Source organism: Pseudomonas sp. A-RE-22 (genome assembly GCF_019956035.1).
Classification (GTDB): domain Bacteria; phylum Pseudomonadota; class Gammaproteobacteria; order Pseudomonadales; family Pseudomonadaceae; genus Aquipseudomonas; species Aquipseudomonas brassicacearum.
This window is the reverse complement of sequence record NZ_JAHBCZ010000082.1, coordinates 1-9,214: the sequence shown is the minus strand read 5'-3', so window position 1 is coordinate 9,214 and position 9,214 is coordinate 1. Positions and strand designations below refer to the sequence as shown.

The following is a 9,214-nucleotide window of genomic DNA, read 5'->3' as shown; positions in this document are numbered from 1 at the left end:
GTGCCCAAATCCAAAGAGTGGCTGGAAGGCAAAGCCGCGAATGCTCACGTGTCGACGGATCGGGTGCTCAAGGCCGCTAAAGCCAAAAGACCTTGAAAGGGCTGGCCCTTACGGCGGGTCACTTTTGGAAAGCCCAAAAGTAACCAAAAGCGCTTTGCCCCACCACTCGGCACCTCGCCTAGGCTCGGTGTGCCCGCACTCCGGCATCTTTGGGGCTGAGCCAACGCTATCGCGAGCAAGCTCGCTCCCACACAGAATCTCCAGTGGACACAAAATTATGTCCGACACAAAACCACTGTGGGAGCGAGCTTGCTCGCGATGAGGCCGGCACATCCAACATCACCGCAAACTGACACACCGCCTTCGCGAGCAAGCTTTGCTCCCACAGCCAAAACAACAAAACCAAAAAAACGGCGCTTTCCCATTTCTGGAAGAAGCGCCGCTTTTTCGAAGTGAACAGCATCACGTACAAGACGGGTTCCAATCGTGCAATCAACCCGCGATGGCGCGATCGACCGACAGCTTGCCCGCCCCTTCGATCAGCACGGCAATACTGCCCGCCAGCAACGCCAGGGCAAACTCATAACCGTTGTTGGCCATGAACAAGCCGTTACCGATGTGCACGGAGAAAATCGCCACCAGCGACAGAAAGGCCAGGCCCAGTGCCGCAGGACGCGCCAGCAAACCGATGATCAGCGCCAGGCCGGCGAAAAACTCGGTGCCGCCCGCCAGTGTCGCCATCACGTAGCCCGGGGTCAGGCCGATGCTTTCCATCCACTGCGCGGTACCTGCCAAGCCGTAGCCACCGAACAGGCCGAAGAGTTTCTGCGAGCCATGGGCGGCGAAAATGATGCCGACAGCGATGCGCAGGACAGTCAGGCCGTAGCCAGCGCGGGTAAACAAGACTTTATTGATCAACGAGCTCATGCGGGTTCATCCCTAGGTATGTGGTTGTTGGTCGCTATATTAATCAAAAAAACCTGTACCAAAAGCGCAAAAAATGCGAGATACAAATCGAATTTATCGATTATTTTCGCTGGGCGACCTTTTGATCTCCAGGCTCCAGCGACTCTCGCTCACGATCAAACGCCAAGTAGTACTTATTGACACTATTAACGTAGCTGACGGCGCCCATTCCTACCTGCTCCATGGCAATGCGCTCGACCTGGAAAAACCACTGGTTGGGGTTCAGTCCCCGCCGCCGGGCCTCGGCTCGCATACCTTGGACGCGCTCGGGGCCCATGTTGTAGGCGGCCAGGACGAAGGCCATGCGCTCGCGCTCGTTGAGCTTGGGGCTGGCAAAGAACTTGCGGCGGATGAGGGCCAGGTACTTGGCGCCAGCCTGCACATTGGCATCCAGGTTCTGGATGTTATCGACTCCGACGCGCTGAGCCGCCGATGGGGTGATCTGCATCAGGCCGGTGGGGCCTGTGCCGCTGCGGGCGTTGGGTTGCAGGGCTGATTCCTTGAACGCCAGGGCTGCCAGGTTGAGCCAGTCCATGCCTTGGGCATCGGCATGTTTTTGCAGCACCGGGCGCAGTTTTTCCAGGCGTTGGCGATCAGCCCGGGCCAGCGGATAGTGGACCTGATACAAACGACGGTAAATGCGCAGGAATGCCGCGTCCTCGTTGGCGGGCACCTTGTAGGTCGCCAGGAATCGGTCGATGCTCGCCCGCAGCATGGCAGCGTCACGGCGAACGAACCAATACTCGTCACTCGGCTCGCCGATCAGCACCTGACGGTCGAAGCGCAACTTGGGCAGGATCTTGCTCCAGCGCTCGGCGATGGGCTGCTCGACGATGGTCAAATGGAAAATCCCACCCTGGACCATTTCCAGGACATCCTCCACAGCCAGGGTGGGATCAACCCATTCGACCTTCACCGACGGCAGCTTGAGCAGCGCCAGTTTCTGGTTGATCTGGCTCACGGCGTCCCCCGCCGCGCTGCCGTTGGGCAGGGCCAGGGTCTTGCCGGAAAGTTGCTCCACACGGGTGTAGCGCTTCTCGCCCTTGATACCCACCAGCAGCAACGGCACGCCGGTACGGATCGGATCGCTGGCGCTGACCGCATGGCCGGCCTGCAGCTCGAGCAACTCACCCGGCGCTACCAGGTCGCCCTCCCCGCGCTGCAAGGCGCCAAGCAACTGGTCCTTGGCCATGGGGATGATCTTGAGGGTGATTTCCTGGCCATCCCGGGCGTGGCCGTTGAGGTATTGCTCGAAGGCTCGCAGCCGATGGTATTCGACACCAATGGGCTGGCCCTGGACTTCACCGGAGCTGTTGCGGCTCTGGTTGACCAAAACCTTCAACACCCGGCTACTGCGAATTTGCGCCAGGTCGCGCACCGTGCCCGGCGCCACTGCCTGCACCGGCCCAGGCAGCCGCGCTTCGGCCGGCATTGGCAACAACAGCGAACAACACAACAGTAGCAATACCTGGGGACGTGTCATCCACTCTCCGGAAGGAATACTGCGGACCGCCTCCCTTGAAAAAACGAGGCTGAGTCGACAGAAACAGAGCGCCTGGGGCGCTGAAAAAGTGCGGAAGACTGGCACAGTGATGGCTTTTATACCAACCCGATGTGTCTCGCGGCCTTAACAGACAGCCTCAACTCGTTGTAGTTCTTGGCTTTTCTTATAAATCTACAGCTCTGATATGCTTTCCAGCCTTTGGGCCGAGGTAGCACCATGCAACTCATCGATATCGGCGTCAACCTGACCAACCCCAGTTTCGCCGACAAACATCAGGCGGTGCTCGAGCGCGCCTATGAATCCGGAGTCTGCCAACTGGTCTTGACCGGCACCAGTATCGAGGGCAGCGAACAGGCTCTGGAACGGTGTCAACACCTCGACGACACTGGCGAGCGACTGTTTTCCACAGCCGGCATTCACCCCCATAGCGCCAGCGAGTGGACCGCCGACAGCGCCCGGCACCTCAAGAATCTGCTGATGCACAGCCGCGTGCGCGCGGTGGGCGAATGCGGGCTGGATTTCAACCGGGACTTCTCTCCCCGACCGCAACAGGAAAAGGTCCTGGAAGAACACCTCGCCTTGGCGGTCCAGTTGCAATTGCCGGTGTTCCTGCATGAACGCGATGCCGATCAGCGCTTGCTGGACATCCTCCGGGATTTTCGCGATCAGTTGCCAGCAGCCGTGGTGCATTGCTTTACCGGTGAAAAGAAGGCGTTGTTCAGTTATCTCGACCTGGACCTGCACATCGGCATCACTGGCTGGATCTGTGACGAACGCCGGGGCACGCACCTGCACCCGTTGGTGCGCGAAATTCCCCGCGGTCGGCTGATGCTCGAAAGCGACGCGCCGTACCTGCTGCCTCGCACGCTGCGGCCAAAACCCAAGAATGGCCGCAACGAACCGGCCTACCTGACGGAGGTCCTGCGCGAAGTGGCCTTGCACCGGGGCGAAACCCAGGAAGACCTGGCAGCCCACAGCACCGCCTGCGCCCGGGCGTTTTTTGGTTTACCCACAATATCCTGAACCCTGCAGATCCCTGTGGGCCCACATCAAAACCCTGGGGTCGATGTTGTCTGTTGACCCATATCAAAATCCCGTCACCTGAGTAGCGGCAGAATAATGGCACCTTGCCAATGCTGTTTCCGCTATCAGAGAAGACCTTCCATGGGTGCCTGGCTTAGCAATATCTCGCTGAAATACAAATTCTGGGCGGTCAATGCGGTCGCCTTTGTCACCACCTTGCTGCTGGTGCTCTACGCGGTGCACCTCGAACAGCAGGCGCGCAACCACGCGGCCCAGGCGAACGCCCAGGCCCAGGCGCACCTGCTTGATGCCTGGCCTGCCGGAACGCCTTTGCCCAAGGTCGACTATCTCCTGGCATTCCAGCGCGACCAGATTCCTGTTCTCAACGAACAACCGCTGCCTTCGCTGGCCCAGGCCAACGGCTGGGTCGAACTCGACACCGGGCTGCTGTTTGGCGACGACCCGCTGCTGGGCGCCCAAGTGGTCCGTCGAGGTGACGGCCGACAACTCGCCGTGTTGGCCCAAGGTGTGAGCCTGAGCCAAGTGTTCGGTGAACGCTTCAGCCATTACGCCGTGGCCGTGTTCGTGTTGATGCTGGCGATGCTGGGCGCCTCGCAGCTGTTGATCCGTTTTTTGCTCAGCCAGCTCAACACGCTCAAAGACGTGATGCTGCATGTGGAAAAAACCGGTGACCTGTCCGCGCGCGTGCCTCTGGCCTGCGAGGACGAAGTGGGCCAGATGGCGGCGGCGTTCAACGCCATGCAGGCCGGTTATCAACGGGTGGTCGACACCGTAGCCAGCACCGCCCGGCAGCTGGACAGTGGTGCGGCGCGCCTGGCGTCGAGCATGAACGATGTTCGCCACGGCATGCTCGGCCAGCAAAGCGAAACCGATCAGGCGGCCACGGCGATCAACGAAATGTCCGCCACGGTTTATCACATCGCCCAGCATGCCGGCGCCACCCGCGACCTGTCGAAAACCGCCGACACCCTGGCCGGCAACGGTCACGAAGTGGTCGCCCGGGTGCAACAGTCGATCACCGGGTTGTCTTCGGGTGTGCAACAGACGGCCGAAATGATCCAGCGCCTGGCCGAAGACAGCCAGAAGATCAATGGCGTGGTCAGTGTGATCCACAGCATCGCCGAACAGACCAATCTGCTGGCCCTGAACGCGGCCATTGAAGCCGCACGGGCCGGGGAAATGGGCCGAGGCTTTGCCGTGGTGGCCGACGAAGTGCGTAACCTGGCCAAGCGAGTCCAGACCTCCACGGACGAAATCACCACCATGGTTTCGGCCCTGCAAGCCGGGACCCGGGACGCGGTGGACTTCATGCAGGAGAGTTCGCTCAAGGCCGACGATTGCGTGCAACAGGCCCGCGAGGCCGGTGACGCGTTGGCACAGATCACCGCAGCGGTGGCGCAAATGCGCGAAAGCAACACCCAGATCGCTGTCGCGGCCGAACAGCAAAGCCATGTCGCCGAGGAAATGAACCGGGCGGTGGTGAGTATTCGCAACGTGACCGAAAACACCGTGCGCCAAACCGTCGACTCAGCCACCACCAGCCATGAACTGGCGACGTTGGCGGGCGAGTTGAGCAAGGCGATTGGGCAGTTGAAACTGTAGAACACTGGCTTGCCCGAGTTTCCCCTTGCCACAACAGCAAACTGTATGGCCACCTATCGCTTCGATAGCCAACCGCCATTCGCCGCCCCACCCGACCGGACCTATCCTTGGATTATTCAGCTTCATTCAAGGAACAGCATCATGGGCAAACGTCATCCCAACCTTCCCGCCTGGCAATGGCGCGCCTACCCAGACAATCATCGGCACCCCACCAACCTGGTGTTGCACCTGATTGCCGTGCCGCTGTTCATCATCGCGTTTCTGCTGATTGCGTCGGGGGTGTTCAGCTTGAGCCTGGGCGATATCGCCATCGGCATCATCGGCCTGCTCGCGGCACTCGGCTTGCAACGTCACGGACACAGCCTGGAGGCCCAGGCCTCCGAGCCGTTCAGCGATCGCAAGGATGCCGTGTCACGCCTGCTGGTGGAACAGTTCCTGACTTTCCCACGGTTCTTTCTCAGCGGTGGCTGGTGGCGCGCCTGGCGGGAGCGCCACCGTCACAACCGCAAGCCTTGACCGGAGCAGCCTTACCCAAAGATCGTGACCGTCTGCCGGCTCAGGGCGATCAAGCGGCCATCGGCGCTCCAGAACTTCGCGGCGACATGGCCGTAGCCGTCCTGGGCGTGCTCAATCTCGGCCAGGTACTTGCACCAGTCCAGTGTCGTGAGCTCCAGCAGCGGCTGGACGAACTCGATGGTCCAAGTGAGCGTACTGCCCGGGGCCATTTGCGTGAGGTGAGGCAATAAGGCTGGAGGCCAGGCATCGACCAAGGCCAGGATGTGGCTTTCGTTCAGCGGTTCCTCTTTCACGTCCCCGCGCAAACGCACCCAACCGCCCATGCTCCGGGACTTGTTGCCGCTGAATGGCAAGCCGCCAACGCTCCAGCGCATCGCCAGGTGCCGCATGAATTCCGGGGTCATGCCTTTGACATAAGGCAGCTCCTGGCATTGCTCCACGCTTTTGAATTCTGGCGCGGGATCGGCCTGCACCGCCACCACGGATGAGCGCGATGCACCGAAGCTGCCTTGCACCACGGTCACCACCTGGCCGTTCTGCACCGCGCGCCCCAACACCTGGCTGACTGCCTTGCCTTCACGCAATACGTCGACTTCGAAACTGACAGGCACGTCGGGTTCGACCGGGCCGACAAAGGTGATCGCCAGCGAGCGCACCGGGCGATCCGCCGGCACTTGGGCACGCATCGCCTCATATTGCAGTGCCGCCACCAACCCGCCAAAACTGGCCCGCCCCTGGCCCCATTCAGGCGCGATGCTCACCGCACCTGGCTGCCGGCGCACGGCATCGATCAAATCGGAAAAGCGCATGACGACCTCGAAAACAGGGAAAAAGATGAAGGGATCTTAACCAGCCCGTGCTGGCGGCACAGGGCTCATTCCGGCCAAAGAGACTGACAGAAAAGCCGCAGTCTTTGAATTCCCCCCAAACCAATGTGGGAGCGAGCTTGCTCGCGATAGCGGTGTATCAGTCAATCTGTACGCGAACTGATCCACCGCTATCGCGAGCAAGCTCGCTCCCACAGAGGGGAAGACCCACAGGGGATGTGCTGGGTTCAGGATTTTTCGAAGCAACTGGCAATCAGCTTGTCGAGCACCTTGTCGGACTTGGCCTCGGCCTTTTCCATCGCGGCGTGCCAGGTTGGCACACAAGCGTGCAGATCGGTTTCTTCCTTGGCCCTGGCCAGCCATTGCCAGCAATCGTGCCAGTCACCCAGCGCGGCCTGGGCGGACTTGAGCCGGGGCATGGCCGCTTCGGGCAGGCGGTCGAGTTCAGGGTAGGCTTCGATGGCGTAGCGCACGCGCTTGATCAGCAGGCGCAATCGATGGCGGTCATGGGCCGGATCACGCAGGGCTTCGCCGAGCGTCTTCCACTGTTTGTCCAGACGCTTTTCGATGCGCTTGCGCAAGCCCTTCAGCAACCCCTCACGCTGGGCGGCGCGAATGAAGCGCGGGAAGGCATCGAGGATCATCAGCAACTGCGCCAGTTCAACACTCGCGGCCACGGCGGGATAAGCCTCGGCCATTTGCAGCTGGCGTCGCCGCGCCGCCTCGGCCTGGCCATGCTGCTCCAGGTAAGCGGCCAACACTTCCTGGTCGCGCAAGGGCGTGGTCAGGGTGCCGACCGCCGAAGCAGCCGTTTCCAGCTGTTCGACGCCGGGCAACCCACGCAATGGTCGAAGCAGGCTGCGCAAACGGCGAACCGTGGTCCGCAGGTCATGCAGCGCTTCGCTGTCGGTATGGGCATTCAAGCGGGCCTGACAGGCCAACAGGCGGACTTCCAGGCCCAGTATCCGGGCCACCAGCCGATCGATCATGGACGTACTCCGTACACAGCGTTGAGCGTCAAGCCGCAAGCTACCAGTGAAAAACGATTCTGCGTCCTTCCCTTGTAGCTTGCAGTTGATTGCTTGTCGCTGCCTTTTATCGTCCGGCGCGGGACTCGCGAATGTAGAAACGCGCCTTCTCGGCTTTCTTGGCGCAGCCTTCGAACGCTTCGAATTGCTGCTGGGTCTTGGCGCCCGTCAGCAGGGACAGGGCCTTGGAGTAGCTGACGGTGCCGGCAAAACCTTCGGCCTTGGCCAGGTCCAGTTCATGCCAGGCACTGTCGAGCTGGCTGCCACAACTGTCGCGGTAAGCGGTTTTGCCTGCGCAACCGGCCAGGGCCAAAACCATCAAAGAAGCCACCAAGGGCAGGCGGATCCGGGCTTTCATCAATAACACCTCAAGTCAGGTCAACAGTCGTGCTATTAAGACGGTGGCAACGGCGAAAAGTGCCTTGCTTGACCGCGTAAATTCAAGTGTGGCCGAGCATACGCAAATGCCGCCACGGCGTGTCAAAAAACGACGCGTGCGCCACAACGATTGAGCCAAGTCGTCGATGGGTGCATTGTTGAAATCTGTTCGACAAGAGGCCGGGTCATGACAAAACGTGTCGCATTGGTATTGGGTTCGGGTGGCGCCCGGGGCTATGCCCATATCGGGGTGATCGAAGAAATCGAACGACGTGGCTACGACATTGCTTGCATCGCCGGTTGTTCCATGGGCGCGGTCGTGGGGGGGATTTATGCGGCGGGCAAGCTTGAGGAGTACCGCAACTGGATCGAAAGCCTGGATTATCTGGACGTCCTGCGCCTGGTCGACGTCAGTTTTCGCCTGGGGGCGATCCGTGGCGAAAAGGTCTTCGGGCAGATCCGCAAGATCGTCGGCGAAATCAACATTGAACAATTGCGCATCCCCTACACCGCCGTCGCGACCGACCTGACCAACCAGCAGGAAATCTGGTTCCAGGAAGGTTGCCTGCATCAGGCAATGCGCGCCTCGGCGGCGATTCCCAGCCTGTTCACGCCCGTGATGCAAGGCAACCGCATGTTGGTGGATGGCGGCCTGCTCAACCCATTGCCGATCGTGCCGGTGGTGTCGAGCCACTGCGACCTGATCATCGCGGTCAACCTCAACGCCACCAATCAGAAACAATATCGGTTACCGGTGATCCCGCGCCCCGCCGCGTTCCGGCGGCGCTTCGACACCCTGGTCAGTTCCCTGGGGTCGCGCCTGCCGTTTCGCCGCAAGCAGGCCGAGCAGCTGTTGCTGCTGGAGCAGGAAGCCTTGAAGGCCGAAGCCGCTGACATCAACCCGTGGATCGACTCGGCCGAGCCCGAAGGCCAACAACCGGCCGCCGCGCCAGAGAACGAAGGCGCACCGAAATCCGCCACCGGCTCGTTCATCATCGATAACGTCGGCCCGGCGTCGTTGCTGGATTTGATCAACCAGAGTTTCGAAGTGATGCAGACCTCGCTGGCCCAGTACAAGATCGCCGGTTACCCGCCGGATGTGCTGATCAACGTGCCAAAACGGGTGTGCCGGTTCTTCGAGTTCTACAAGGCGCCGGAGCTGATCGCGTTGGGGCGGGAGATTGCCAGCGATACTTTGGATCGGTACGAGAGCGACCAGAACTGAGAGATATCGAGTGGCTGTTCGGGCCTCTTCGCGAGCAAGCTCGCTCCCACATTGATCTGCAGTGAACCCTGTGGGAGCGAGCTTGCTCGCGATGGCGGCAGCCCTGACAACACCAGACTAAAGC

Annotated in this window: 9 protein-coding genes; 4 read left to right on the top strand and 5 right to left on the bottom strand. The window is 60.8% G+C overall.

Annotated elements, in window-relative coordinates; genetic code table 11:
- Positions 1-492: 492 nt before the first annotated feature.
- A complete protein-coding gene (locus KGA89_RS28520; RefSeq protein WP_003199333.1) occupies positions 493-927 on the bottom strand; it encodes a DoxX family protein in 435 nt (144 codons plus the stop codon).
- A gap of 100 nt (positions 928-1,027) precedes the next feature.
- Complete coding sequence (locus KGA89_RS28515; RefSeq protein WP_223473105.1) at positions 1,028-2,449, bottom strand: transglycosylase SLT domain-containing protein; 1,422 nt, start codon at positions 2,447-2,449, stop codon at positions 1,028-1,030.
- A 237-nt stretch (positions 2,450-2,686) separates the two neighbouring features.
- Between KGA89_RS28515 and KGA89_RS28510 the strand changes: the two genes are divergently transcribed.
- The 3 genes from KGA89_RS28510 to KGA89_RS28500 all read left to right on the top strand — a co-directional run bounded on the left by KGA89_RS28510 (position 2,687) and on the right by KGA89_RS28500 (position 5,632).
- Positions 2,687-3,493, top strand: a complete 807-nt coding sequence (locus KGA89_RS28510) for a TatD family hydrolase (RefSeq protein WP_223473104.1) — start codon at positions 2,687-2,689, stop codon at positions 3,491-3,493.
- Positions 3,494-3,634: 141 nt separating this feature from the next.
- Positions 3,635-5,116 carry a methyl-accepting chemotaxis protein gene (locus KGA89_RS28505; protein ID WP_223473103.1) on the top strand — a complete coding sequence of 494 codons (1,482 nt, stop codon included), beginning with the start codon at positions 3,635-3,637 and terminating at the stop codon, positions 5,114-5,116.
- Between the two features lie 141 nt (positions 5,117-5,257).
- Positions 5,258-5,632, top strand: coding sequence for a terminase (locus KGA89_RS28500; RefSeq protein WP_223473102.1), 375 nt, complete (start codon positions 5,258-5,260; stop codon positions 5,630-5,632).
- 11 nt (positions 5,633-5,643) lie between these two features.
- On the opposite strand, the gene KGA89_RS28495 is transcribed toward KGA89_RS28500, so the two are convergent.
- The 3 genes from KGA89_RS28495 to KGA89_RS28485 form a co-directional block, all read right to left on the bottom strand.
- Complete coding sequence (locus KGA89_RS28495; protein ID WP_027912702.1) at positions 5,644-6,441, bottom strand: acyl-CoA thioesterase; 798 nt, start codon at positions 6,439-6,441, stop codon at positions 5,644-5,646.
- Positions 6,442-6,686: 245 nt separating this feature from the next.
- Complete coding sequence (locus tag KGA89_RS28490; RefSeq protein ID WP_223473101.1) at positions 6,687-7,448, bottom strand: CHAD domain-containing protein; 762 nt, start codon at positions 7,446-7,448, stop codon at positions 6,687-6,689.
- Between the two features lie 106 nt (positions 7,449-7,554).
- Complete coding sequence (locus KGA89_RS28485) at positions 7,555-7,845, bottom strand: hypothetical protein (protein WP_003199317.1); 291 nt, start codon at positions 7,843-7,845, stop codon at positions 7,555-7,557.
- Positions 7,846-8,052: 207 nt separating this feature from the next.
- On the opposite strand from KGA89_RS28485, the gene KGA89_RS28480 reads away from it, so the two are divergent.
- A complete protein-coding gene (locus KGA89_RS28480; RefSeq protein ID WP_003199314.1) occupies positions 8,053-9,090 on the top strand; it encodes a patatin-like phospholipase family protein in 1,038 nt (345 codons plus the stop codon).
- Positions 9,091-9,214: the final 124 nt, after the last annotated feature.

Coding starts and splice junctions, on each gene's coding strand:
- KGA89_RS28520 (WP_003199333.1), bottom strand. CDS start 927: ATGAGCTCGTTGATCAATAAAGTCTTGTTTACCCGCGCTGGCTACGGC.
- KGA89_RS28515 (WP_223473105.1), bottom strand. CDS start 2,449: ATGACACGTCCCCAGGTATTGCTACTGTTGTGTTGTTCGCTGTTGTTG.
- KGA89_RS28510 (WP_223473104.1), top strand. CDS start 2,687: ATGCAACTCATCGATATCGGCGTCAACCTGACCAACCCCAGTTTCGCC.
- KGA89_RS28505 (WP_223473103.1), top strand. CDS start 3,635: ATGGGTGCCTGGCTTAGCAATATCTCGCTGAAATACAAATTCTGGGCG.
- KGA89_RS28500 (WP_223473102.1), top strand. CDS start 5,258: ATGGGCAAACGTCATCCCAACCTTCCCGCCTGGCAATGGCGCGCCTAC.
- KGA89_RS28495 (WP_027912702.1), bottom strand. CDS start 6,441: ATGCGCTTTTCCGATTTGATCGATGCCGTGCGCCGGCAGCCAGGTGCG.
- KGA89_RS28490 (WP_223473101.1), bottom strand. CDS start 7,448: ATGATCGATCGGCTGGTGGCCCGGATACTGGGCCTGGAAGTCCGCCTG.
- KGA89_RS28485 (WP_003199317.1), bottom strand. CDS start 7,845: ATGAAAGCCCGGATCCGCCTGCCCTTGGTGGCTTCTTTGATGGTTTTG.
- KGA89_RS28480 (WP_003199314.1), top strand. CDS start 8,053: ATGACAAAACGTGTCGCATTGGTATTGGGTTCGGGTGGCGCCCGGGGC.